The following is a 22,204-nucleotide window of genomic DNA, read 5'->3' as shown; positions in this document are numbered from 1 at the left end:
GCGGGGCGTGCCCCAGGATGTGCGGGAGGCGGCGGCCCGCGACAACGCCGAATGGTGCGACGTCGTCTGCGGCACTCACGGGTTGACCGGCCGGATCAACGCCGACGCCTGGTCGGTCCCCCGCCGCTCCCCACCCTGGTACCCGGACGCGGTCACCCTGCGCCCGGGCGTCGACGCCGACGCCCTGCTGGCCCGGATCGACGCCGGGTCCGGGGCGTCGGTCAAGGACAGCTTCGCCGACCTCGACCTCACCGAACACGGCTTCCGGGTGCTCTTCGACGCGCAGTGGATCCACCGCCCGCCGGCGGACCCACCGGCCAGCCCGCCGCTCACCCGGGTCACGACGCCCTCGGGGCTGATCACCTGGGCGGCGGCGCACGGCGGCGGGGACTTGTTCCGCCCGGCACTGCTGGCCGACCCCCGGGTACGGGTGCTGGCCCGGTACGACGACCGGGGTGCGGTCGTCGGCGGCGCGGTGGTCAGCGGCGACGGCGTGTACGGCGTCTCCAACCTGTTCGCCCGTACCGGCGACCCCGGCGAGATCTGGCACGGCGTGCTCACCACCCTGCCCCGGCTGCCGCTGGTCGGCTACGAATCCGGCCCGGACCTCGCCGCCGCCCGCAAGGCCGGCTTCGTCCCGGTAGGACCCCTCCGAGTCTGGCTCCGCGACTGACCCTCGACCCCGGTGATCATGAAGTTGGCGGCGCGAAACGCCGACATCGAGGGCGATAACTTCATGATCGCCGGGGCGGACGCAGCACCGACACCAGCGCCAGCGTCGGCACCAGCAGCAGCGGCACCACCAGCAGCGCGTCCAGGGTGCCGACCCGGTCGCCGAGCAACCCCAGCAACGGCGGCCCGCCCAGGAAGGCGGTGTAACCGATCACCGCGACCACGCTGACCCGGACGGCGGCGTGCGCCTCCTCGTCGGCCGCCGCGCTCATCCCGACCGGGAAGCCCAGCGACGCGCCGAGTCCCCAGAGCGCGACGCCGACGATGGCCACCGGCCCCGAGCCCGCCAGCACGGCCAGGCTCGCGCCCACCACGGCGAGCAGGATGGTGCCGCTGAGCACCGGCACCCGACCCCATCGGTCCAGCGCGATCGTGCCCGCGGTGCGCCCGAGGGTCATGCCGACGACGAAGACGCCGAAGACCGCCGCGCCGGCCGCCTCGCTCAGGTCCCGGCCGTCCACGAAGGCGACCGCCAGCCAGTCGTTGGCGCTGCCCTCGGTGAACGCCATCACCAGCACGAACAGCCCGATCAGCAGGGTGCGGGGCTCGCGCCAGGCGGCGAGCTGTGCGCGGCGGCCGGCGGCCGGGCTGGCGGCCGCCGCCGGGGCGGCCGGGTCGACGACCGGCCGGGGCAGGAACGCCCGCGAGCCGAGCACGGTGCCGGTCAGCACCACCACCGCCACGGCGGCGAGGTGCGCGCCGACCGACACGTCGAAGCGGGCGGCCCCGGCGCCGAGCCCCGCGCCGGCCACCGACCCGAGGCTCCAGGCCGCGTGGAAGCGGGGCATGACGGTACGCCCCAACCGCCGCTCCACCACCGCGCCCTCGACGTTCATCGCGACGTCGCAGGCACCCGAGCCGTAGCCGAAGGCGACCAAACCCACCGCGACGACGACGGCCGAACCGGCCACCGTGGCGCCCAGTCCGGCCACGGTCACGCCCACCGCGACCAGCACCGTGCCCAGTCGCACGGTGCGGGCCGCGCCGAAGCGCTGGGCAAGCAGGCCGGAGGTGGGCATGGCCAGCAGTGCGCCGACGCTCATCGCCAGCAGGAGCAGCCCGAGCCGGCCGGCGGAGAGGTCCAACGCCTCGCGGACCGCCGGAACCCGGGAGAACCAGCTGCCGACGGCCAGCCCGTTGAGGGTGAAGACGACGGCGACGCCGTTACGGGCGAGCCGCACGGCACGTGACGGTGCCGGGGCGGTGTCGGGCGAAACCGATGAGCTGGTGGGGGCGGTCACGGGCGGCGGGTCCTCTTTCTCGGGGTGATCTCCTGGCACGATCGCACACCTGAGAGCGCTACCACCACAAACCGGCTACCGCCCCTTACCGGCTCTGCCTCCGGTCGGGGGATGATTCGAGGCAGGTGTTCGTCCGCCCGGACGGGTAACCGGAGGAGGGGACGATGACGGCAGCGGCACACCGACCGGCCACCCTGGAGGACGTCGCGCGGATCGCCGGGGTGTCCCGGTCCACGGCCTCGCGGGTGATCGCCGGGACCGGGTTCGCCTCGCCGGCCGCCCGGGACCGGGTGGCGGCGGCCGTCGACCGGCTCGGCTACGTCCCCAACCCGGCCGCCCGGGCGCTGGTCCGGGGCGGCGGCGTACGGCTGGTGGTGGCGGTCGCGGGGACCAGCGCCGCGGTGCTGGACGACCCGTACGTCCACCAGGTGGTCGGCTCGGCGGCCCAGGTCTGCGCGCCGGCCGGTATCGGCGTGGCGCTGCACTGGCTGCCGTTGAGCGATCCGAGCCCTCTCGACCAGCTCGCCGGGGACCGCAGCGTGTGCGGCGTGGTGCTGGTCAACACCACCGCGGAGCTGCTGGCCGCCGTGCCGCGGTCGCTGCACGGCCGGGTGGTCTCGATCGGCGTCGGCTCAGCCACCGTCCCGTCGTTCGACGTCGACAACGACGCCGGCGCCAGCGAGGTGCTGCGTCACCTGTACGGCACGGGTCGCCGCCGGATCGCCATGGTGACCGGCCCCCGCTGGCTGCCGTGCTCACAGCGCCCGGTGGTGGCGTACCGCCGGCTGATGCGCGAGGCCGGCCTGCCGGAGCGGGTGCTGCCCGGAGACTTCACCGCGGCACGCGGCCGGGCGGCAGCCGACGAGGCGTTGCGGCGCTGGCCGGACCTCGACGCGATCTACGCGATCAGCGACGAGACCGCGCTCGGGGTGATCGCGGCGCTGCGCGACAGCGGGGTGCGGGTGCCCGGCGACGTCGCCGTGGCCGGCTTCGACGACATCCCGCTGGCCGGCATGACCACCCCCGCGCTGACCACCGCGAGCCACCCGGTGGGCCGGATCGCCGCCGCCGCGGCCACCGCCGTGCTGGACGGCCGCCGGACCGTGCCGGAGACCCTCTTCCCGTCCGCCCTGGTGGCCCGCGACAGCGCCTGACCCGGTCAACCTGGCGGCCCGCGGCAGCTCCTGACCGGGCTGCCGGTGATGGCCGGCGGTTAACCCGTGGCGGGTCGGGTAACCGCGGCGCACACCCTGCCGACAGCGAGGAGCGGTGACCCGTGTCCGAACCCGCGCCGCCGGACCGCGTGCCGGCGGACGATCAACGGCACGGCCGGTTGACCGCCCGTGCCCACCAGCCGGTGGCGTCGGCGCCCACCGGGCTGATGCCGATGACCGGCGCCCACGGTGGGCCACTGGCGATGGCGTACGCCCCAGAGCCGGCCACCGACGGGACCGCGTACCGGTTGGTGGTGCTGCTGCACGGGGCGGGCGGCTCCGCGCGGCAGGGCCTGGACCTGCTGCTGCCGGTCGCGGACGCGCATCACCTGCTGCTGGTGGCCCCGCAGGCGTCGGCGAGTAGTTGGGACCTGATCGCCGGCGGCTTCGGGGTGGACGTGCGGCGCATCGACGGGCTGCTGGCCACCGTCTTCGACGGCTATCCGGTGCGTGAGGTGACGCTCGGCGGCTTCTCCGACGGCGCCTCGTACGCGCTCTCGCTGGGCCTGGCCAACGGCGACCTCGTCGACGCGGTGCTGGCCTTCTCCCCCGGCTTCGCCGCGCCGCCGGTGACGCATGGCCGGCCACGGATCTTCGTTTCACACGGCGTGGACGACCGGGTCCTGCCGATCGACCTGTGCAGCCGGCGGCTCGTCCCGCACCTGCACAGCCTCGGCTACGACGTCACCTACGAGGAGTTCCCCGGCGGCCACGAGGTCTCCACCCCCGTGCGCCAGTCCGCCACCGACTGGCTGACCACCCCACCCTGACCGCCCCCGGGACACACGTCACAGCGCGGGCCGAGGGCGTGGTCGGGGTGAGGAGGTGGTGGTCAGATCGCGGGGAGGCCGAGGGCTTCGTCGACACGGGTGAGGACGGTGGCGTCGTCGTCGGGGCCGAGGCCGCGCAGCAGGTCGATGGCCGTGGCCCGGACCTGGCCGATGATCATGGCAAGCGGGAGGGTCTGGGCCGACCCGAAGAGCTGCCCGGCGGTGTGTACGGCGGCCAGCGCCAACTCGTCCGCCCGAATGGCGTGCCGGTCGGCGGCCTCGTCCTGCCCGTCCAGGTCGGCGGCGAGCGCCGAGCCGGCCTCCCCGACCGCCTCGGCCAGCGACCGCAGCGCGGCACCCAGTTCGGGCGGCGCCGGGGACGGCAGCCGGCTGAGCGTCACCCCGGCACGGGCGAGCACCCGTACGTTGCGTACCACGTAGTCGATCTGCCGGATCGACTCGTCCACCGACCGCAGACGGCCGATGTGCCGGTGCCGACGCACGTTGAGCCGCAGCGCCTCGCCGGCCGCCAGCACCCCGTCGCGCAGCCCGTCGACCCGGACGTCCATGCCACGGGCCTGGGCCAACGCGGCGACCGCGCCGGCCTCGTCCCGGCGGTCCAGCGCGTCGGCGATCCCGCCCAGCAGCCCGGCCAACTCGTCGAACGTGCGCCGCACCTCGGCGACCAGCGGGGCCAGCGGACGCCGGGCGTCGACCAGCAGGCTGACCGCGAGCGCGACCACGCCGCCGATCAACGCGTCGACGAAGCGGAACGGCACCAGCGACCCGTCCGGCGGCGCGACCACCACCAGGTAGAGCGCGGAGACCGCGGCCTGCACCAGGGTCACGCCGCTGGCGCCGAAGGCCACCGCGAGCAGGACCGTGAGCAGGATGACGGTGAACACGGTCCAGGTGCTGCCCGGACCCAGCGCCTGCACCACCAGGTCCGCGACCAGCACCCCGGCGGCCACCCCGAGGACGACCTCGACGGCACGCCGGATTCGCTGCCCCCGGGCCTGACCGAGGACGATCAGCGCCGCGGCCGGGGCGAAGAAGGGCTGCGGGTGCCCGAGCAGCCGAGTGGCCAGCAGCCAGGCCACGGTCGCCGCGAGGGTCGCCTCCAGCACCGGCCGCCATCCGTGCCGCAGCCGTTCGCCGGCCACCCGCAGGCCGCTGAACCGCGCCATCCCCCACCTCCCCCACCGGTCATCAGGCCGCACCACTCCACACCCGGAGCGACCCTCGCGATCGTCTACCATCGCGCGATGGACCCGCTCACCGGGCTGCTCGACGGTCCCCGCGCCCGGGGCGCCTTCCTGCTCCGCTCGGTGCTGGACCCGCCGTAAGCGCTGCGGATCGAGGACCGGGCGCCGCTGACCGTGGTGGCCCTGGTTCGCGGCACCGCCTGGCTGGTGCCGGACGACGCCCCCGCCGCGCCGCTGCGCCCCGGCGACGTGGCGGTGCTGCGCGGGCCGGACGGCTACCTCGTCGCGGACGACCCGGCCACCCCGCCGCAGGTGGTCATCCACCCGGGTCAGCGCTGCACCACCCTGCGCGGCGAGCCGCTGGCCGAGTCCATGGCACTGGGGGTACGCACCTGGGGCACCGGCCCGCACGGGTCGACGGTGCTGCTGACCGGCACGTACAACCTGCCCGGCGAGGTCAGCCGACGGCTGCTCACCGCGCTGCCGCCGCTGCTGGTGGTGCCCGCCGAGGAGTGGCGCAGCCCGCTGGTCCCGCTGCTCGCCCAGGAGGTGACCCGGGACGCGCCCGGCCAGGCGGCCGTGCTGGACCGGCTGCTGGACCTGCTGCTCATCGGCGCGCTGCGCACCTGGTTCGGCCGCCCGGAGGCGGCGCCCGGCTGGTATCGGGCGGCCGGCGATCCGGTGGTCGGCCCGGCGCTGCGGATGGTGCGGAACGACCCGGCTCGACCGTGGACGGTCGCCGCGCTCGCCGCCGAGGTGGGCGTCTCGCGGGCGGTGCTGGCCCGCCGCTTCACCGAACTGGTCGGCGAGCCGCCGATGGCGTACCTGACCGGATGGCGGCTGGCACTCGCGGCTGACCTGCTGCGCGAGCCGGACGCCACACTGGGCGCGGTGGCCCGCCGGGTCGGCTACGCCAGCCCGTACGCGCTGAGCACCGCGTTCCGCCGGGTTCGCGGCATCACCCCGAGCCAGCACCGGATCGGCGCCTCGGCCGACTGACCCGTTCAGCCGGTGGTGCTGGCGTCGGCGTACCCGGGTGAGGCGAGGAACCGGGTCAGCACCTCGACGGTGCCGGGTGTGAAGGGGCGGCCGTCGAGCACCCGGTCGCCAGGCACGAAGAGCATCGCGGCGCCCTCACCGAGCACCACGTCCTCCTGCCGGGCCCGGGTGCTGCCGGTGAAGTAGTGCTTCGCCCGGCCCAGCTCGGGCAGCGACTGCACGGTGAATGGGCGCAGCGGGCCGTCGGCGCGCAGGCCGGTCTCCTCCCACAGCTCCCGCTCGGCGGTCTGCTCCGGAATCTCCCCCGCCTCGGCGTGGCCGCCGGGCAACCCCCACACATTCGGGTGGAAGGTGGCGTTGCCGTCGCGCAGTTGCAGCAGCACCTGCCCGTCGGGATCCACCAGCAGCACGCACGCGACCACTATCACCCGACCAGCCTAAGCCGGACCGCCCTGTCGGGTAGGCGCGGGAGCGGTGGCCTGAGGCCGGCGGCGTTCTACGCTCCGAAGGTATGCAGTGGCGGATCGGTCACCGGCTGCGGAACGCGCTGATCGTCGGCGGCACCGTCGGGCTGGGCCTCTTCGGCTGGCAGGCGTTGACCGCCGATGTGCCGAGCCGACCCCCTTCCGTCGACGTCTGCGGTCTCGCCCGCTCCGAGACGATCGCCCGGATGGTGCCTGCGGCGTCGCAGCCGACGGTCGAGCACGGCAACCGCGGGTACGTCTTGTGCGTCGTGTCCGGCCGGGTAGGTGTGGGCGAGGACCGGGCCGATGTGGTGCTCTGGTTCGGTTATCTCCGATCGACCCGCCGGGAGGGCGAATCCGCGGTGCAACGGGCCCGCGACGAGGTGCACCTGTGGAGTTGCACCCGCTGCCGGACACATCCGACGCCAGTCCGAATCGGCGACGAGTCCTACGAGTACGGCGACACGCACGACGACGGGCGGCAGTCGACGATCGTCCGCGCTCGGATCGGCACGGTGACGATCACCGCAGAGCTGGACACGGCGTACGCGTCGCGGGACGCCATGTTCGAGGCGGTACGGACTCTGGTGCAGGAGGTGGCCGCGCGATGCCACGCAAGGTGCTGACCGAGTCGGACGTCGTGCTGGTGCTCGTCGTCGTCGCCCTATCCCTGGGAGGCTACGCGCTGGGAAATGTCGTCGCTGCGCCCCTGGGGCGCGCCCAGGCCGCCTCCGTGGACCGGGCGGTCGCGCCGGTCTCGATGCCCCCGTTGCCGGCGGCACCCCACTATCCACCGTCGACGCCGCGGCCGCTGCTGTCTCCCGCCGGTTCGGTCGCTGGCGCGCAGTTCGCCGCGGGCGAGGCGACTCCCTTCGGCGAGCCGGGGCTACCGATGACGGTGCTGGTGCCCCGGGACACCGAGTGGCGATGCCTGGCGTTCAGTATTCCGGGCGTCGGCACCGCGTCGACAGCCGAGTGGGAATGCTCCGCGGGGTCCGACGACACCACCGGCCAGGAGAGCTTCCTGCGCGTGTTGCTGGCACCGTGCCCGCCGCCGTGCGGCCCCGATGCCAGGACCCGGCTGAGGCCGCCGTTCGTGGACCGACCTGTACGGGCAGTTGACGACAGCACCTGGCTCGCCGACGTCCTGACGAAGCCCGATTGGATGGGTCGCCGGACTCTGCACCTGCTGATGGAGCACGTCTGGACGGCCCCGGCCGGCGTGCTGGGACCGGGTTCCCCGGCACAGACCCTCTACGTGGCGGCGTGGCTGACCAACCGGCCCGACGACCGGGCGACGGGGGAAAAAATCATCAACAGCCTCCGCGGCCAGATGTGACGCCGAGGCGCAGAAGAACTGCACTGGGCCCAAAACTCCAGAGTAGCCATTTGTGTTGCCGGCGGCCTCATCCGAACGTGACAGCACACCGGTAAGATCGGCGACTGCGTTCTGACTGATCGCTGACTGCTCGTGGTGATAGCGATCACACACACTGAGCCCATGAACAGGAGAGTCAACCGCGGTAAGGCACTCCGCGTCGCGGTGTGTCTCCTCCTTCTCGCCGTTTTGAGCGGCTGCATGCAGCTCAACATGGGGCTCACCGTCAACGCCGACGACACGGTCGACGGGCAGCTCCTGCTGACCGCCCAGAAATCCCTGCTCAGCTCCCGGAACAAGAACATACCGGCGGCGTTCGCGGAGCTGCGACAGAACATTCCCGCGCTGCCGCCCGGCGAGGAGACCGGCTACCAGGACGACAAACTCTTCGGCACCCAGATCAATTACCGCAAGGCGCCGCTCGCGGGCTTCGACACCGAGAGCGTCAAACTGGTGCGGGACGGCGATTTCTACCGCTTCACGTTGCCGCTCGACCCGGCCAAATACGGCGGAACAATAGCCCAACAAAATCCGCAGCAGCAGCAGGCATTTCTCAAGTTGATGTCATTCGAGATCTCGGTGACATTTCCCGGCCGGGTGATCGACACCAATGGCACCGTCAACGGCCGGTCGGTCAGCTGGAAGGTGGACTCCAACCAGGACAAGCCGACCGAACTGCGGGCCGTCGCCGAGGCACCGCCGCGACCGTCGGCCTCGCCGGTCGCCGCCGCCGACGGAGGCGGGTTCCCCTGGCTGCTGATCGTCGGCGGGCTGCTCCTCCTGCTGCTGCTCGCCGCGGTGGGCGTACTCCTGCTGCGTCGCCGTCGCCCGACGGCGCCGGCGGCCCCCGGCCCGACCTCGCCGGGCCCGCCCGCCGGCGCTCCCGGGCCCGGCTGATCCATCCGGTGGCCGGCCCCGCCGGCCACGCCCGGCTCCGGCCGCCCCGCGACGACGGCGACCGGCTCCGGTGCTCCCACCCGGGAGCACCGGACCTCACCTCACCACCACCTCATCCCGGTCGCACCATCGCAGAAAAGGGGGATCGCCGTGAACGATCTCTTCACCTGGGCCGCCCTGGGCAGCCTCGCCGGCGCGAGCGCCGCCACCCTACTGGCCACCAACGTCATCGGCGGGCTGATCGGCCCCAGCGGCGACAAGGCCCGCAAGTGGATCGCCATCGGCATCGCACTGCTGCTGTCCTACGTGACCGCGGCGTTCGCCGACAACGCCGGCGGCGAGAAGTGGATCATCGCGTTCTTCAACGCCCTGGTCATCTTCTCCGCCGCGCTCGGCGTCAACCAGATTCCGCCCGGCAACCGGCAGGCGACCCAGGCGTCGCCGACCCAGCTCGCGCAAGGCCGCGAGCCCCGCATCCTCCGCTCCTGGGTCTGAGGAGTGACATCATGATCTTCGGAATCATCAGCGCGGCAGTCCAGGTCGGCTTCGGCGCCCTGTTCGGCCTCCTGGCCGGCGGCCCGATCGGGCTGCTGATCGGCGCCGTCGTGGGCCTGCTGGTCGGCGCGGTCTTCGGCTGGGCGGTGGCCTCCGCCGGGGTGTACGGATCGGACGCCCGCGGCATCCTCCTCTTCGTCGTCGACCACACGTGGAGTCTGCTGAACACGTTCGTCGGGGCCATCTACCTGGCCGTGCACCTGCTCTTCGGGCACTCGCTGGACCGGCCCACCTCGCAGGGCAGCGGCCGGGTCAGCGTGGTGGAGGGGGTCTCGCCCCGCTACGCCACCACCATCGGCACCGTCTGCGCCGGCTCCAGCTCCGGCATCCAGCGGCACGAGGACGTGCACATCTTCCAGGGCCGCCTGCTCGGCCCGCTCTACATCCCGCTGGTGCTGGCGAACTACGTGCTGTTCACCATCGCGCCGGTGTGGCTGCTCTACCACGACCACACCAACGCGCCGATCAACCGGTTCACCCGCTACTTCGAGATCGGCGTCTACCCCCACGTCTGGAACGAGGCCATCGCCTACCGGATCCAGGGGACGCCGCCGCGATGACCAACCACGGGCGCGGACCGATCGAGACGGCCACCGCCGAGCTGACCGCCTGGCTGGCCAGCGCGGCGGGGGAACCCGTCCCGATCGGCCCGCCCCGCACCGACGGCGACGCGGCCGGGCTCACCCTCTGGCCGATGGAGCTGCGCCCGGCCCGGCAGACCCGCTCCAGCGGCGCGGTCCGCGAGCCGTACCGGTTCACGATCCGCTACCTGCTCTGCGCGGCCGGGCCGGCCGGGCTGCCCGGCCTGGACCGGGTGCTCACCGCCGCCACCAGCGACGGCAGCTATCCGGTGGTGCTGGAGGCCGGCGACGCCACGCTGTGGACGGCGTTCGGCAGCGCACCCCGCCCGGCGCTGCTGATCGACGTGCCGGCGCAGGTGGACCACCCGACCCCGGCCGCGCCGCCGGTCCTGCAACCGCTGCGGCTGCGGCAGTTGGAGCTGCGCACGCTCGCCGGCCGGGTGGTCGGCCCCGAGGACCAACCACTGGCCGCCATGCGGGTCGAACTGCCCGGCACGGCGTCCGCCACCCGCACCGACCCCGACGGCCGGTTCCTGATCGTCGGAGTCCCGCACGACCCCGAGCAACCGGGCCCGGTCCGACTCCGGCTGACCGGACGAGGGCTCGTGCTCACCGCCGAGGTCGACCCCGCCGAACCCGAGATCGTCATCGTCTGCGCGCCACCGACCCACTGACGCCCACCCGCACAGGAGGACCGATGCCCAGCTACTTCTCCCCCGGCATCTACGTCGAGGAGGTCCCCGATGGCGCCCGACCGATCGGGCCGCAGAGCACCAGCATCGCCGCGTTCGTCGGCGTCGCCCCGGACCGCTCCGCCCAACTGGGCAAGGCGGTGCCGGTCAACAACTGGACCGAATTCCTCCGGCTCTTCGCCGGCGGCGAGCAGGCGGAGAGCACCGCGCTGGCGCGGGCGGTCTTCGGCTTCCTGGACAACGGCGGCGCGCGCTGCTGGGTGGTCAACGTCGGCGAAGGCGGCGCGATCACCGGCACCGGGCAGCGGCGCGGTGGCCTGCAACTACTGGAAGCGGTCGATGAGATCTCCATCATCGCCGCGCCCGGCTTCCACGACGTGGTGGCCCACGAGGCGCTGCTGAGCATGGCCGAGCGGACCCGCACCATGGTGGCGATCTGCGACCCAGCGCCGGACATCGACGACATCTCGGCGTTGACCCGGGTCGCCACGCCGTCCTCCGGCAAGCCCCCCAAGCCCGCCGAGGGCGCGGCCAGCGGTTCCGGCGGCTCGGGCGGTCCCGGTGGCTCGGGCGGTCACGACGGGGCGGCGTACCGGCCCCGGCAGTCCGAGTTCGGCGCCTTCTACTACCCATGGCTGCGCGTACGCGACCCGATCACTGGGGAGCTGGAACTCACCCCGCCGAGCGGGCACCTGGCCGGCATCTGGGCCCGCACCGACGCCCTGCGCGGTGTGCACAAGGCACCGGCCAACGAGCCGGTACGCGGCGCCGTCGACCTGGGCTACCTGGTCACCCGACCGGAACACGACGTGCTCAACCCCAAGGGCGTCAACGTGATCCGCTACTTCGCCGGCGAGGGCATCCGCGTCTGGGGCGCCCGTACGCTCGCCGCCGAGGCCAGCGAGTGGCGCTACCTCAACGTGCGCCGGCTCAGCATCGCCATCGAGCAGGCCATCGCCAACGGCACCCGGTGGATGGTCTTCGAGCCCAACGACTTCACCCTCTGGCGCTCGATCCGGCGTGACATCGGGGCGTTCCTCACCCGGGTGTGGCGCGACGGCGCGCTGCTCGGGCGAAGCCCGGAGGAGGCCTTCTTCGTCAAGTGCGACGAGGAGACCAACCCGTCGGAGGTCCGTGACGCCGGCATGGTGATCGCCCACATCGGCATCGCCGTCGTCAAGCCCGCCGAGTTCGTGGTGTTCAAGCTGAGCCAGTGGGCCGGCGGCACCGAGACCGAGACGATCGGAGGCTGACATGCCCACCACAGCCACCCCGCAACCGGGCGCCCCGGTCGACCCGTACCGGGCGTACAACTTCAGGCTGCTCATCAACGGCGTCACCAACGGCCACTTCACCGAGATGAGTGGGCTGGAGGTGAACATCCCCGGGCAGCCGTACCGGGAGCACGGCCTGGGCCGGATGCGGATGGTGCCCGGCCAGGCGGAGTACGAGCCGGTGACGCTGCACTTCGGGCTCACCGCGTCCCGGGAGCTGTGGGACTGGGTGAACGCCACCGCCCAGGGCACGCTCAACCGCCGCAACGTCTCCGTGGTGCTGCTGGACTCCGTGGGCACCGCCGAAATGCTGCGCTGGAACCTGATCGGCGCCTGGCCCACCCGCTGGCGCGGGGCACACCTCAACACGCTCAGTCACGAGATCGCCATCGCGTCGCTGACGCTGCGCTACGAGGGCCTGGAGTTGGAGACCGGCGGTGCCACCGCGCCGACTCCCGCGTAGCTGGCTGGCCGGCCGGCTGCGCTCGGCGGCCGGGGCCATGCAACGCCTCGCCGGACGGGTCGAGCCCAGCGTCGCGACCGGGCAGCACTCGGTGCGCCGGCCGTCGGACCTGCGCACGGCAGCGCCACGCCGCTTCGGGGAGCCACCGCAGCACTGGCTGGACCTGGTCACCGCGCACGCCCCCGGTCTGCTGCAGGACCTGGACCTCGACGTACCTCCGGGTGGTCGGGCCTCGACCGACGCTGCCGACACGGACACCGGCGACGGGCGCTACGGCTGGCCCGGCCGCGAGGACGGTGCCGGACCAGCGGACCGGGGCCCCGGTGGTCGGACGACCACAGCCGGCCAGGGACCGGGCGAGCCTGGTCACCGGTCCACTGCCGACCCGCAGGGTGGGTTCGGAGGGCCGACCGGGATCCCAGGTATGGGTGGGTTCGAGGGGTACGACGCTGCCGACGGGCTCGGTGTCCCTGGCGGCGCCTTCGGCGGGCCTGCCGGCACCGACGGCCCTGCCGCCGCTGGTGAATTCGGCAGGCGCGACGCTGGCGGCTTCGGAGAGCCCGGCGCGGCGGAGGTGTCCGGAGGGCACGGCACTGCAGGCGGACCCAGTCTGGCTGGGCGGTTCGGAGTGCCCGGTGCTGCCAACCGGTTCGGAGGATCGGGCGGGTGGCGGGCGGGTGGCGGGTCCGGGCCTTCCGGCAGAGGTGGTGGACTCGGCGAGTCTGGGCTTGGCACCACCGGTTCGTTCGGTGCCGCCGGCACGTTCGGCAGGGCCGGCTCGTTCGGTGCCTCCGATGCGGCGGGTACTTCTGGCGCCGCCGGAGTGTTTGGCACGGGGATGGCGTTCGGCGTGGCGGGTGGACCGGCGGCCGGTGGGACGCTGCCGGCCCGACTGCGCGTCCGTCGCGGGTTCGACTCGGCGGCTGGGCCTGGTGCACCGGCGGGGTCGACTACGTCGGCGGGATCGGGTGCGTCGGCCGGATGGGGCGCATCGTCGGGACGGGGTGGATCGGCGCAGCTTGGCGCGTCCGGCGCGGTTGGCGGGATGGCCGACGACAGGTCAGCGGCGTCTGGACGGGAGAGGGAAGCCGTTGGGCCATCCCGGCCGATGATCCGCCCGGCGGTCCCCGGCCCGCTCGGCTCGCCTCCAGGCACCAGCCCCGTCGACCGCTGGACCGAGCACCCCGGAATGGCCTCGACCACCCCCCAACCCACCCCCGCGCGCGGTTCGCGGGAGTCGCGCCGGTTCTTGGAAGATTCCGGGCCCCCCGGGGGCGCTTTCTCTCCAAGATCTACAGCTGCGTTTGAGAGCGCCTCGGATGAGTGGGACGGAGGGCGCTCCTCGGCGGGCGGACGCGGGTTCTCGGCGAGACCGGGTGGGTTCGAAGCGAACGAGGACGGGTTCGGGATCGGCCGCAGCGGGTTCTGGGCTGGCGGTGACCCGAGGGGATTCGGGGTTGGCCGCGGGCGGCTGGGCGGGGTTTCGGCGGCGGGTGATGTGCCAGGCGGGCGGGACCTGGGCGAGGGCGAAGGGCCAGCCGGGTGGACGGGCCCGGCGGGTACGGGGCCAGAGACGGGCAATAGCCTGCTCGGCGTGGCCCGCGCCGCTGGCAGCGGTCCCTGGCCGGCCCTGCCGGACGAGCCGGCGTCGCCCGGACACCGGGCCGGCGAGGCGGAGCCGGGTGGATCGGGGCCGGACCTGACCGGCGGTGGATGGTCGGCGGTGGCCAGCGGCCTGTGGCCGGCGCTGCCGGACGACCGGCCGCTGTGGACAGTGCCCGGTGAGGCGCTAGACGCGGCACAGCTGAGCCGCCTGGATCGGGAACAGGCGGGCGACTGATGGAACGCGTCGCCTTCCTCATCGACTCCTCCGGGGAGCGGGTGGACTGCCTGCTCAACCCGGAGACCGTGCAGGTGACCCGGCTCGCCGGGGTACGCCATCGGGGTGCCGCCGGTGGGCAGCTCACCGGGGCCGGGCTGGCGGACGATCCGCTGGTCTTCACCGGTGGCGGCCGGACCGAGCTCGTGCTCGACCTGCTCTTCGACGTCGACTTCGTGGAGGCGCAGGTCCGCCCGAGCGACGTACGGGTGCTCACCCGTCCGCTGTGGATGTTGGCGGAGAACTCCACCGCCGAGCACGGGTGGCTGCGGCCGCCGCTGGTCCGGCTGGTCTGGGGCAAGACCTGGAACGTGCCCGGCGTGATCATCGCGGTGGCGGAGCGGTTCGACGCGTTCACCGGCACCGGCTCGCCACGGCGCTCCTGGCTGCGACTGAAGCTGGTCCGGGCGGCCGAGACGGCCGACCAGGCGGAGGCCGGCTTCGCCGAGGAGCTGGCTGCGGCGAACACCCCGACCGCCGCCCCGGGCAGTGCGGTGGTCGCCGCCGGTGACGGCGCCGCCGAGCCGGGGCGCTCCGGGGTGCGTTTCGATCTGCTGGCCAACGACGCGCTCGGCTCGCCGCTGCGCTGGCGGTTGCTGGCCGAGCACAATCGGATCACCGATCCGCTGGCGGTGCCGGCCGGCACCACACTGGCCGTTCCGCCGGCCGGTGCCACCCCGGCGGGCGGGATGGCGGGCAGCGGGTCGACGCTGGTTGGTGCGGTGGCCGGGGTCGCCCGGGCGGTGGCCGGCGCGGTCGGTGCTGGCGCGTCGTTCGTGGGCGCCTCGATCGCCACCGCCCCGGCGGCCTGGGGTGCGGCGACCGGAACGACGACCACCCCAACACCGACCGGCGGCAACCCAGGCAGCACCAACCCCGGCGGCACCAGCCCGGGCGGTGCGCCGTGACCAGCGTCGCGCCCCGGGCGCTGACCGTCCTCCTCGACGGCGTCGAACTGGCCGGCGCGGCCCGCCAGCGGGTCCGCTCGCTGCGGGTGGCCGCCCGGCTCGACCAACCCACCCAGGCAGAGCTGGTGCTCGCCACGACCGCCGGGGGCGGCGCGTTCGACCCCCCGGTACGCCCCGGCACGGCGCTCGACCTGCGGCTCGCCGATCATCCCGACGCGCTGTTCACCGGTGAGGTGACCTGTGTGGAGGTCGAGTACGCCGCGGACGGCGCCGCGGTGCTGCGGCTGCGGGCGTACGACGCGTTGCACCGGCTGCGCAAGCGACAGGGGCTGCGGGTCTTCACCTCGGTGACCGCCGCCGAGCTGGCCCGGGAGCTGTGTGGCGAGGTCGGGCTGACGGTGACGGCAGAGACCGACGGGCCGCGGCTGGAGCGGCTGCTCCAGCACCGGCACAGTGATCTGGAGTTGCTGCGCGAAGTGACCGGCCGGGCCGGGCTGCACCTGGCCGCGGACGGCGACGGGGTACGTCTGATCACCCTCGCCGGGTACGGCGAACCGGTGAAGCTGGCCCTCGGCGCGAACGTGCACACCCTGCGGCTCGCCACCAACCTGGACCAGGCCAGCGGCGCGAGCGCCGCGTTGGGCTGGCACCCGCAGCGGGCCGAACCGATCAGCCAGCAGGCCGACGAGGCGCGCTGCGGCCGGCCGGCCGGCGACCGGCCGGACCCGGCCGACGTGGGCGCCGACGGGGTACGCACGGCGGTCGACCAGCCCGGCCGCAGCGATGACGAGCTGGCGGCGCTGGCCCAGGCCCGGCTGGACACCCGGGCCGCCGCGCTGGTGACCGCCGAGGGGGTGGCCGAGGGCGATCCGGCGCTGCGACCCGGCCGGCGGATCGACCTGAGCGGCGTACCGGACCAGGTCGCCGGGGCGTACGTGCTGACCGAGGTGGTGCACACCGTGGACGGCAGCGGCCACCTGACCCGGTTCTCCACCGTGCCACCGGCAGCCCCGCCAACCGGAGCCGGCGCAACGGGTGGAGCGGCCGGCGCGGTGGTCACCCTCGGCACCGTCACCGACGTCACCGACCCGGACGGGCTGGGCCGGGTCCGGTTGACCCTGCCGGCATACGGGGACCTGGACGTCGGTTGGCTCGCCGTGCTCTGCCCGGGCGCGGGGCGCGGCAAGGGGCTGGTGGCTCTCCCCGATCCGGACGACACCGTGCTGGTGGTGCTGCCGGGCGGCGAACCGGCCTCGGGCATCGTGCTCGGCTCGCTCTTCGGCGCCGTCGAGCCGTACGACGCGGGCATCGACGACGGCCGGGCCCGCCGCTGGACACTGCGCACCGCCGGCGGGCAATCGATCGTGGTCGACGACGTCCAGCGCAGCCTGCGGCTGGCCACCGAGGGTGGTAGTTGGCTGGAGCTCACCCCCGATCTGGCCACCCTGCACGCGGCGACCGACCTGGTGATCTCCGCGCCCGGCCGGGCCATGGTGGTCCGTGCCCGCAGCGTGGACTTCCTGCACGCCGAGTCGACCGAGGACCCGACCACCGCGGCGGAGCGTGCGCGTGCGCTCGCCCGCGCACACCACGAAGGAGACGGCTGATGCGCTGGATCCACCGCGACTCGTTGATCACCTGCGACCACGACGGCCGGGTCGAGAACCGGCCGTCGCAGCGGTGGGTGACCGTCACCGGCGTGCCGGTGCTGGTGGACGACGACCCGGAGGGACGGAAGATCATCGCCTGCCCGAACTACGGACCGACCATCAAGCCGTGCACCACGACGGAGACGTTGCGCGTCGGCTACAGCGAATGGCTGCGGGTCGACGGGCACCGGGTGGTGCTGGACAACCTGGAGGGGTTCACCAACGGGACGCCGCCCAACGCGGTCCACCACACGGTGCGCGACCCGCGCCAGCGATTCCTGGGGGCGGACCGGTGAGGGCGTTCCGCTTCGTCGGCGCCGGCTTCGACGCCGGCCGGTCCGGTGGGTTGGCGCTCACCGCGGCCGGCGGCCTGGCCATGACCGAGGACGACGAGAGCGTACGCCAGGCGCTGTTCCTGCTGTTGTCGACCACGCCCGGCGAGCGGTTGATGCGGCCCGGGTACGGCTCCCGGCTGCACCGGCTGATCTTCGCGCCCAACGACGACACCACCGCCGGGCTGGCCATCCACTACGTCCGGCAGGCCATCGCCCGCTGGGAGCCCCGGGTCGAGGTGATCGACGTGGACGCCGGGCCGGATCCGGACGACGCGTGGCGGCTGGTGATCCGGTTGGACTACCGGGTCCGGGCCAGCCTGACGCCCGGACAGTTGGTCTTCTCTGTGGACCTGCTCCCGATCGACGAACCGGCGCAGGAGGGACCGTCATGACGCTGCCCGTGCCGCACCTGGACGACCGCGCGTTCCTCGACCTGGTCACCGAGGCCCGGGAACGGATCCGGCAGTCCTGCCCGGCCTGGACCGACCTGTCGGCGCACGACCCGGGCATGGCACTGGTGGAGGCGTTCGCGCACCTCACCGAGGTGATGATCTACCGGCTGAACCAGCTACCGGAGAAGGCGTACGTCTCGTTCCTGAACCTGCTCGGCGTGGCCCGGCACGCACCCACCGCGGCGTGGGCGGACGTCCGGTTCACCCGCAGCGGCACCGACCAGGGCGGCGTGCGGATCCCGGCCGGCCTGCGGGTCGCGGCGGCCCGCGGCGCCGATCCCCGGCCGGTCGTGTTCGTCACCACCGAGCCGGCGCTGCTGCCCGCCGGCGAGGCGTCGGTGACCGTGCGGATGCACCACTGCGAGCCGGTCGAGGCGGAGCTGCTCGGCACCGGCACCGGCCAGCCGGGCCAGGTGCTACGAGCGGCCCACGCCCCGCTGGCGCACACCGCCGAGGCGCTGGACCTGCTGCTCGGGGTCGAGGTGCCGGCCGGCACGGTGGAGCTGGGCGCGGCGGCCCGCGAGCACGACGGCCGCACCTTCGAGATCTGGCGGCCGGTGGACAGCTTCGCCGGGCTCGGCCCGCAGGCCAAGGTGTACCTGGTGGACCGCTGCTCTGGCACGGTCACCTTCGCTCCCGCCCTCGACCTGCGGCCGCCCGCCGGGCCGTCCCACCCCGACACCCCCGGCGAGCCCACGCCGACCGATCCGGCCCCGCCCGCGGATCTCGCGGCGGCTGATCCGGCGCGGTCGCCGGTGACCGTGGCGGCGGTGCCGCCGGCCGGGCGGCAGGTGCGGCTCTGGTACCGGGCCGGCGGCGGGCCGACCGGCAACGTGGCCGCGGGCACCCTGACCAGCCTGCGCGACCCGCTACCCGGCGTACGGGTGGACAACCCCGCGCCAGCGGCCGGCGGGCGCGAGATGGAGGCGCTGGAGTCGGTGCTGCTGCGCGGCCCGTACGAGTTCTTCGCCCAGCAGCGCGCGGTCACCGCCCGGGACTTCGAGGTGCTGGCCACCAGCTCCGGCGCGGTGGCGCGGGCCCGCGCGTTCACCCGCGCCGCGGTGTACAGCTTCGCCCGGCCGGGCGAGGTCGAGGTGGTGCTGGTGCCGTACGTGCCGTCGACGGCCCGCCCGGGTGGCCGGTTGCCGGTGGCCGTGCTGCGCGAGCACGAGGTGCCCGAGGCGCGGCGCCGGGTGGAGGCGGACCTGGAACAGCGCCGGATGGTCGGCATCCGGTCCCGGGCGACCTGGGCCCGGTTCAAGGCGGTCTCGGTGCAGGCCCGGGTGGTGGTCCGGCGGGAGGAGGACGTGGACGCGGTCCGCCGGCGGATCCACGACCGGCTGCACCAGACGCTGAGCCCGCTGCCCACCGCGCTCAACCCGACCGGCTGGCCGTTCGGCGAGCCGCTGCGTGCGTCCAACGTGTACCGGCTGCTGGAGCACGCCGAGCCGGGCGTGCGCTACGTCGAGTCGGTCCGGTTCGTGGTCGACGAGGCGCCCGACGCCGAGGTGCGCGCCCTCGCCGTCGACCAGTACCAACCTCGCACCTGGTACGCCGGGCGGGGCGCGGTGCTGTTCCGCTCCAGCAACGCCGGCGCGGGCTGGGAGCCGGCGGGCCGGTTCGACGGCGAGACGGTGCTGCGGGTGGCGCCCGCGCCTGCGCCGGTCCGGCCGGGCATCGTGCCACGTCCCGGCTCGGTGGCCGTGGTGACGCTGCGCGCCTCCGGCGGGTCCCGGGTGCACCTGAGCACCGACCTGGGCGAGACCTGGTCGCTGCTGACCGACCTGGATTCGCGGATCTCCGACGTGGCCTGGCTGGACCGGGACGGCGCGGGCGCGCTGCTGGTGGCCACCGACACCGGCCTGTACGAGGTGTCGCTGCTGCCCGGCGCGGTGCCGTTGCAGATCCTGGTCGACCCGTCCGACGCCGACCGGGGGTTCTACGCGGTGCGCGCGTTCGTCTCCGAGCGGGGTGCGCCCGGCGTCGCGGTGGCCGCGCAGGCGGGCTTCGGGGTGTACCTGTCGACCGCCGGCGGCCGGCCGGGCAGCTTCGCCCACGTCGGTCTCTCCAACGTGGACAACCGGGTGCTGGCGGTGCAGTACGACGGCCCGGCCACGCTGCTGTGGAGCGGTGCCGGTGAGCCGGATCCGAAGAAGCCCGGCCAGGGCTGCCACCGCACCCGGTTGTTCGAGTCCGACGTGCAGTGGCAGACGGTGCAGGGCGGCTGGATCGGCGGCACCTGCCGGGACCTCGCGTTCGCCGGCCCCCTCGCTGTGGCGGCCACGCAGAGCGGCGGAGTGCTGCGGCTGGACACCCTGGCCGCGCAGCCGCAGTGGCAACCGGTGATGGTCAACTGCGGGCTGCCGCTGCGCGACCGGACCCGGTTCGTACCGGTAGACGCGATCGCCGTGAGCGGCAGCGCCACCACCGGCGCCGGTGGCCAGGCGGCGGAGCGGCTGATCCTGGCCGGCGGCGAGCGGGGCGTGTACCGCAGCGCCAGCGCGGTGGACTGGACCGCCAGCGCCAACCAGGCCACCGCCGACGTGGTGACCGTCCCGGACACCTGGCTGCTCTGCTCGGGCGAGCACAACATCGAGGTGGTGCGGCAGGATGCGACGCTCGGCGATTGAACGGCTGCTGCCCGCCGCCTACCAGCGGGCCTGCGTGCCGGGCAGCGTGCTCTGGGCGCTGCTGGAGGTGATGGAGGAGCTGCACGCCCCGGACGAGGCCATCCTCGCCGAGGTGGACGCCCTGTTCGACCCGTACCGGGCGCCGGACGGGCTGGTCGCCCAGCTGACCCGCTGGGTGGCGATGGACCACGTCGTGGCCTCGCCCCGCCCGGACGCACCGCTGCCGTTGCCGGTGGGCCGGCTGCGCGACCTGGTGGCCAACGGGGCGCTGCTGGCTCGTTGGCGCGGCACCCCGTACGGGATGCGAAGAGCTCTCGAGGTGGCTACCGGGTTGAGTGGTTTCGCCTTGGACGAACCGGCCGAGCAGCCGTTTCACGTCGTGGTGCAGGTACCGGCGGCCGCCGCCGGCCAGCTCGCCGTGATCACCCGAATCGTCGAGGCGGAGAAGCCCGCCTCGACCACCGTCGAGATCGTCGTCGCAGAGGAGTCGTCATGACCACCGAGTGGGCGGTCGTCGCCGCCGCCGAACAGTTCACCCTCGACCCGCGCAACAGCGGCGAGTTGACCTTCACCGTCTCCAACCCGGGCAACGCGCCGGACACGGTGGTGTTCGACGTGGCGCCCGGCGACGGCTCCCAGCGGGCCTGGTTCACCGTCACCGAGCCGCAGCGGGTCGTGCCCGGGCAGGGCTCGGTCTCGTTCCTGGTCAAGCTTGCCGTGCCGGCCGGCACCCCGCCCCGGCGCTACGACATGACCGGGTTCGCGTACTCGGCCAACACCGCGCCGGAGGAGAGCTCCCGCTCCAGCGGCCGGGTCACCTACGAGGTACGGGCGGTCGCCCCGCCACGGCGTACCCCGTGGCCGTGGATCGCCGCCGCGGCGGCGCTGGTGCTGGTGGTGGTGACCGTGGGGGTGGTGCTGCTGACCCGTGGCGGCGAGCCGGACCCCGGCGAGCCGCGGGTGGTCACCCTTGAGGCGGAGAGCCTGGTGGACGCCGCGGTGGTGGAGTCACCGCGGACCAGCGGGGCGGTCGTGGTGGCGCAACCCAACTGCTGCGGAGTGACCTGGTCCGGGGACAAGCAGCTGTTCTTCCAGGGGCTGGCCATCGGCGACCAGGTCACCGTGACGGTGCAGATCCCGGCCGACGGCACGTGGCGCTTCGCCGCCGTGCGCACCACCTCGCTCGACTACGCCAACACCGTGTTCGCCATCGACGGCAACCAGGTCGGCGGGGCGTTCCTCGGCTTCACCCCGACGGTGCAGAAGACGGAGTTCCTGGACGTCGGCACGGTTCGGCTGACCAAGGGTCCGCACCGGGTCACCCTGCTGGTGGTGGGCAAGACGCAGGGCACCAACCGCTACTTCGCGGGCGTTGACGAGATCCGGTTCACCGAGCTCGTGGCGCAGGCCGTCGCGCGATGAGTGGCCGGCAGAAAGCGCTGCTGGGGCTGCTCGCCGTCCTGCTGGTGGCGCTGTTCGTGGTCGCGGTCGGCGCGGGCCGCGACGACCAGGGTGATCCGGGGGCCCGGCACGGGCTGGTCGAGCGGTTGGGGGCGCTGGGCGGCGAGCGCTCGGCCGTCGACCCGGCCACGGTCAGCGCCGACTGCGCCGACGAGACCGGCGTGCTGGTCTTCTCCGGTAGCTGCGTGCTGCGGGTCGCCGACCCGGGCGGGCTGCGCACCCTGGTGCTGCGCAGCGGGGCACGGTTCACGGTCGTCGCGCCGGCGCCCGGCGACGCCGAGCTCACCATCCGCGACGAGGTCGAGCCGGCGGCGGACGGCACGGGCGCGGTGGCGAAGGTCGCCGTCGACCAAGCGACCGAGGTGGCGGTGACCTGTCCCGGTCTCGGTGGCTGCACGGTCACCGTGGCCACGTCCTGACCGAGA

24 protein-coding genes are annotated in these 22,204 nt (G+C 74.1%); 21 read left to right on the top strand and 3 right to left on the bottom strand.

Annotation, left to right across the window (positions count from 1 at the left end):
* Window positions 1-7: 7 nt before the first annotated feature.
* Window positions 8-673, top strand: coding sequence for a hypothetical protein (locus tag ABZV00_RS21330; RefSeq protein ID WP_355608818.1), 666 nt, complete (start codon window positions 8-10; stop codon window positions 671-673).
* A gap of 61 nt (window positions 674-734) precedes the next feature.
* Here ABZV00_RS21330 and ABZV00_RS21325 read toward each other — a convergent pair whose 3' ends face one another.
* Window positions 735-1,973 (bottom strand): MFS transporter, encoded by a 1,239-nt coding sequence (locus ABZV00_RS21325; protein WP_355608815.1) that lies wholly within the window; start codon window positions 1,971-1,973, stop codon window positions 735-737.
* A gap of 164 nt (window positions 1,974-2,137) precedes the next feature.
* Between ABZV00_RS21325 and ABZV00_RS21320 the strand changes: the two genes are divergently transcribed.
* Together ABZV00_RS21320 and ABZV00_RS21315 are read left to right on the top strand one after the other, a co-directional pair.
* Window positions 2,138-3,127: a LacI family DNA-binding transcriptional regulator gene (locus tag ABZV00_RS21320; protein ID WP_355608813.1), complete on the top strand. Its 990-nt coding sequence runs from the start codon at window positions 2,138-2,140 to the stop codon at window positions 3,125-3,127.
* 122 nt (window positions 3,128-3,249) lie between these two features.
* Entirely contained in the window at window positions 3,250-3,957 is a 708-nt protein-coding gene (locus tag ABZV00_RS21315) for a phospholipase (RefSeq protein WP_355608810.1), read from the top strand.
* A 62-nt stretch (window positions 3,958-4,019) separates the two neighbouring features.
* On the opposite strand, the gene ABZV00_RS21310 is transcribed toward ABZV00_RS21315, so the two are convergent.
* Window positions 4,020-5,144, bottom strand: coding sequence for an FUSC family protein (locus tag ABZV00_RS21310; RefSeq protein ID WP_328416287.1), 1,125 nt, complete (start codon window positions 5,142-5,144; stop codon window positions 4,020-4,022).
* Window positions 5,145-5,306: 162 nt separating this feature from the next.
* On the opposite strand from ABZV00_RS21310, the gene ABZV00_RS21305 reads away from it, so the two are divergent.
* A complete protein-coding gene (locus ABZV00_RS21305; RefSeq protein ID WP_355608994.1) occupies window positions 5,307-6,161 on the top strand; it encodes an AraC family transcriptional regulator in 855 nt (284 codons plus the stop codon).
* Window positions 6,162-6,166: 5 nt separating this feature from the next.
* On the opposite strand, the gene ABZV00_RS21300 is transcribed toward ABZV00_RS21305, so the two are convergent.
* Complete coding sequence (locus ABZV00_RS21300) at window positions 6,167-6,589, bottom strand: NUDIX domain-containing protein (RefSeq protein ID WP_355608807.1); 423 nt, start codon at window positions 6,587-6,589, stop codon at window positions 6,167-6,169.
* Window positions 6,590-6,672: 83 nt separating this feature from the next.
* Between ABZV00_RS21300 and ABZV00_RS21295 the strand changes: the two genes are divergently transcribed.
* The 17 genes from ABZV00_RS21295 to ABZV00_RS21215 all read left to right on the top strand — a co-directional run bounded on the left by ABZV00_RS21295 (window position 6,673) and on the right by ABZV00_RS21215 (window position 22,198).
* Window positions 6,673-7,251: a hypothetical protein gene (locus ABZV00_RS21295; protein ID WP_355608805.1), complete on the top strand. Its 579-nt coding sequence runs from the start codon at window positions 6,673-6,675 to the stop codon at window positions 7,249-7,251.
* Window positions 7,233-7,964: a hypothetical protein gene (locus tag ABZV00_RS21290; RefSeq protein WP_355608802.1), complete on the top strand. Its 732-nt coding sequence runs from the start codon at window positions 7,233-7,235 to the stop codon at window positions 7,962-7,964. Before ABZV00_RS21295 ends, ABZV00_RS21290 begins: the two co-directional genes overlap by 19 nt.
* Before the next feature lie 240 nt (window positions 7,965-8,204).
* Window positions 8,205-8,900 carry a DUF3153 domain-containing protein gene (locus ABZV00_RS21285; RefSeq protein ID WP_328416279.1) on the top strand — a complete coding sequence of 232 codons (696 nt, stop codon included), beginning with the start codon at window positions 8,205-8,207 and terminating at the stop codon, window positions 8,898-8,900.
* Window positions 8,901-9,050: 150 nt separating this feature from the next.
* A complete protein-coding gene (locus ABZV00_RS21280; RefSeq protein ID WP_328416277.1) occupies window positions 9,051-9,395 on the top strand; it encodes a hypothetical protein in 345 nt (114 codons plus the stop codon).
* Window positions 9,396-9,406: 11 nt separating this feature from the next.
* On the top strand, window positions 9,407-10,015 hold the full coding sequence (locus ABZV00_RS21275) for a glycine zipper family protein (RefSeq protein WP_328416275.1): 609 nt from the start codon (window positions 9,407-9,409) through the stop codon (window positions 10,013-10,015).
* The gene (locus tag ABZV00_RS21270; RefSeq protein ID WP_355608798.1) at window positions 10,012-10,710 is read left to right on the top strand and encodes a carboxypeptidase-like regulatory domain-containing protein; all 699 of its coding nucleotides are present in this window, start codon (window positions 10,012-10,014) and stop codon (window positions 10,708-10,710) included. The genes ABZV00_RS21275 and ABZV00_RS21270 overlap by 4 nt, the downstream gene beginning before the upstream one ends.
* Before the next feature lie 23 nt (window positions 10,711-10,733).
* Window positions 10,734-11,981 (top strand): phage tail sheath subtilisin-like domain-containing protein, encoded by a 1,248-nt coding sequence (locus ABZV00_RS21265; protein WP_355608795.1) that lies wholly within the window; start codon window positions 10,734-10,736, stop codon window positions 11,979-11,981.
* 1 nt (window position 11,982) lies between these two features.
* Entirely contained in the window at window positions 11,983-12,465 is a 483-nt protein-coding gene (locus ABZV00_RS21260; protein WP_328416270.1) for a phage tail protein, read from the top strand.
* Window positions 12,466-14,059: 1,594 nt separating this feature from the next.
* Window positions 14,060-14,305 (top strand): hypothetical protein, encoded by a 246-nt coding sequence (locus ABZV00_RS21255; protein WP_355608792.1) that lies wholly within the window; start codon window positions 14,060-14,062, stop codon window positions 14,303-14,305.
* Window positions 14,305-15,252 carry a hypothetical protein gene (locus ABZV00_RS21250; RefSeq protein ID WP_355608789.1) on the top strand — a complete coding sequence of 316 codons (948 nt, stop codon included), beginning with the start codon at window positions 14,305-14,307 and terminating at the stop codon, window positions 15,250-15,252. Before ABZV00_RS21255 ends, ABZV00_RS21250 begins: the two co-directional genes overlap by 1 nt.
* Window positions 15,249-16,859 (top strand): phage baseplate assembly protein V, encoded by a 1,611-nt coding sequence (locus ABZV00_RS21245; RefSeq protein ID WP_355608786.1) that lies wholly within the window; start codon window positions 15,249-15,251, stop codon window positions 16,857-16,859. The genes ABZV00_RS21250 and ABZV00_RS21245 overlap by 4 nt, the downstream gene beginning before the upstream one ends.
* A complete protein-coding gene (locus ABZV00_RS21240; RefSeq protein ID WP_355608783.1) occupies window positions 16,859-17,197 on the top strand; it encodes a hypothetical protein in 339 nt (112 codons plus the stop codon). The genes ABZV00_RS21245 and ABZV00_RS21240 overlap by 1 nt, the downstream gene beginning before the upstream one ends.
* The gene (locus tag ABZV00_RS21235; RefSeq protein ID WP_328416260.1) at window positions 17,194-17,628 is read left to right on the top strand and encodes a GPW/gp25 family protein; all 435 of its coding nucleotides are present in this window, start codon (window positions 17,194-17,196) and stop codon (window positions 17,626-17,628) included. Before ABZV00_RS21240 ends, ABZV00_RS21235 begins: the two co-directional genes overlap by 4 nt.
* Window positions 17,625-20,318, top strand: coding sequence for a putative baseplate assembly protein (locus ABZV00_RS21230; protein ID WP_355608781.1), 2,694 nt, complete (start codon window positions 17,625-17,627; stop codon window positions 20,316-20,318). Before ABZV00_RS21235 ends, ABZV00_RS21230 begins: the two co-directional genes overlap by 4 nt.
* Window positions 20,299-20,814: a phage tail protein gene (locus tag ABZV00_RS21225; protein WP_355608778.1), complete on the top strand. Its 516-nt coding sequence runs from the start codon at window positions 20,299-20,301 to the stop codon at window positions 20,812-20,814. Before ABZV00_RS21230 ends, ABZV00_RS21225 begins: the two co-directional genes overlap by 20 nt.
* Window positions 20,811-21,740: a hypothetical protein gene (locus tag ABZV00_RS21220; protein ID WP_355608775.1), complete on the top strand. Its 930-nt coding sequence runs from the start codon at window positions 20,811-20,813 to the stop codon at window positions 21,738-21,740. Before ABZV00_RS21225 ends, ABZV00_RS21220 begins: the two co-directional genes overlap by 4 nt.
* On the top strand, window positions 21,737-22,198 hold the full coding sequence (locus ABZV00_RS21215) for a hypothetical protein (RefSeq protein WP_328416252.1): 462 nt from the start codon (window positions 21,737-21,739) through the stop codon (window positions 22,196-22,198). The genes ABZV00_RS21220 and ABZV00_RS21215 overlap by 4 nt, the downstream gene beginning before the upstream one ends.
* Window positions 22,199-22,204: the final 6 nt, after the last annotated feature.

The sequence above is a fragment of the Micromonospora sp. NPDC005173 genome, assembly GCF_040608515.1.
Lineage (GTDB): Bacteria > Actinomycetota > Actinomycetes > Mycobacteriales > Micromonosporaceae > Micromonospora.
The sequence above is the reverse complement of the archived record's forward strand: the minus strand, read 5'-3'. Positions and strand labels throughout refer to the sequence as shown.

What these genes read in the sequence shown, in the direction of transcription:
- ABZV00_RS21240 (WP_355608783.1), top strand. Translation starts at nt 16,859, where the DNA reads ATGCGCTGGATCCACCGCGACTCGTTGATCACCTGCGACCACGACGGC.
- ABZV00_RS21250 (WP_355608789.1), top strand. Translation starts at nt 14,305, where the DNA reads ATGGAACGCGTCGCCTTCCTCATCGACTCCTCCGGGGAGCGGGTGGAC.
- ABZV00_RS21265 (WP_355608795.1), top strand. Translation starts at nt 10,734, where the DNA reads ATGCCCAGCTACTTCTCCCCCGGCATCTACGTCGAGGAGGTCCCCGAT.
- ABZV00_RS21290 (WP_355608802.1), top strand. Translation starts at nt 7,233, where the DNA reads ATGCCACGCAAGGTGCTGACCGAGTCGGACGTCGTGCTGGTGCTCGTC.
- ABZV00_RS21220 (WP_355608775.1), top strand. Translation starts at nt 20,811, where the DNA reads ATGACCACCGAGTGGGCGGTCGTCGCCGCCGCCGAACAGTTCACCCTC.
- ABZV00_RS21320 (WP_355608813.1), top strand. Translation starts at nt 2,138, where the DNA reads ATGACGGCAGCGGCACACCGACCGGCCACCCTGGAGGACGTCGCGCGG.
- ABZV00_RS21295 (WP_355608805.1), top strand. Translation starts at nt 6,673, where the DNA reads ATGCAGTGGCGGATCGGTCACCGGCTGCGGAACGCGCTGATCGTCGGC.
- ABZV00_RS21285 (WP_328416279.1), top strand. Translation starts at nt 8,205, where the DNA reads ATGCAGCTCAACATGGGGCTCACCGTCAACGCCGACGACACGGTCGAC.
- ABZV00_RS21310 (WP_328416287.1), bottom strand. Translation starts at nt 5,144, where the DNA reads ATGGCGCGGTTCAGCGGCCTGCGGGTGGCCGGCGAACGGCTGCGGCAC.
- ABZV00_RS21225 (WP_355608778.1), top strand. Translation starts at nt 20,299, where the DNA reads ATGCGACGCTCGGCGATTGAACGGCTGCTGCCCGCCGCCTACCAGCGG.
- ABZV00_RS21275 (WP_328416275.1), top strand. Translation starts at nt 9,407, where the DNA reads ATGATCTTCGGAATCATCAGCGCGGCAGTCCAGGTCGGCTTCGGCGCC.
- ABZV00_RS21270 (WP_355608798.1), top strand. Translation starts at nt 10,012, where the DNA reads ATGACCAACCACGGGCGCGGACCGATCGAGACGGCCACCGCCGAGCTG.
- ABZV00_RS21260 (WP_328416270.1), top strand. Translation starts at nt 11,983, where the DNA reads ATGCCCACCACAGCCACCCCGCAACCGGGCGCCCCGGTCGACCCGTAC.
- ABZV00_RS21215 (WP_328416252.1), top strand. Translation starts at nt 21,737, where the DNA reads ATGAGTGGCCGGCAGAAAGCGCTGCTGGGGCTGCTCGCCGTCCTGCTG.
- ABZV00_RS21230 (WP_355608781.1), top strand. Translation starts at nt 17,625, where the DNA reads ATGACGCTGCCCGTGCCGCACCTGGACGACCGCGCGTTCCTCGACCTG.